At 45.8% G+C, this 631-nt stretch carries 1 protein-coding gene; it reads left to right on the plus strand.

The genetic code is table 11. From position 1 onward, the window contains the following. Window positions 1-113: 113 nt before the first annotated feature. Window positions 114-631, plus strand: a 518-nt coding sequence (locus ACTHUE_RS19795; protein ID WP_440424254.1) for an ATP cone domain-containing protein, incomplete at its 3' end; no start/stop codon positions are given.

Below are 631 nucleotides of genomic sequence, written 5' to 3' on the forward strand. Positions count from 1 at the left end.
CCCCGAAAAAAGCGCATTGTCAAGTCTAGTTAAACAAAGAAAAATACATTATATTGTGCCGTTCAAAGCAATCACATACCGTATCTTGTGTTTTTTAATGGGAAGACTGAACAATGAATGCAGCAACGAATATTAAAGTAACCAAACGCGACGGACGCTTGGAAGATATCAATTTAGACAAAATCCACCGTGTTGTTACTTGGGCGGCGGAAGGCTTACAAAACGTCTCCGTATCGCAAGTCGAGCTCAAATCACATATTCAGTTTTACAACGGTATCCGTACCGACGACATCCATGAAACCATCATCAAGGCCGCGGCCGACCTGATCTCACAAGATACGCCTGATTATCAATATCTGGCCGCCCGCCTCGCCATTTTCCATCTGCGTAAAATCGCTTATGGCGAATTCGAACCGCCCCACCTCTACGATCACGTTAAAAAACTGACCGAAGCAGGTAAATACGACCGCCACATCATCGCAGATTACAGCCGCGAAGAATTCGACGAGCTGAATGCCTATATCGACCACAGCCGCGATATGACCTTCTCTTATGCAGCCGTAAAACAGCTGGAAGGCAAATATCTGGTTCAAAACCGCGTTACCCGCCAAATTTATGAAACGCCGCAGTT

It is taken from the genome of Neisseria sp. P0021.S005 (assembly GCF_051956955.1).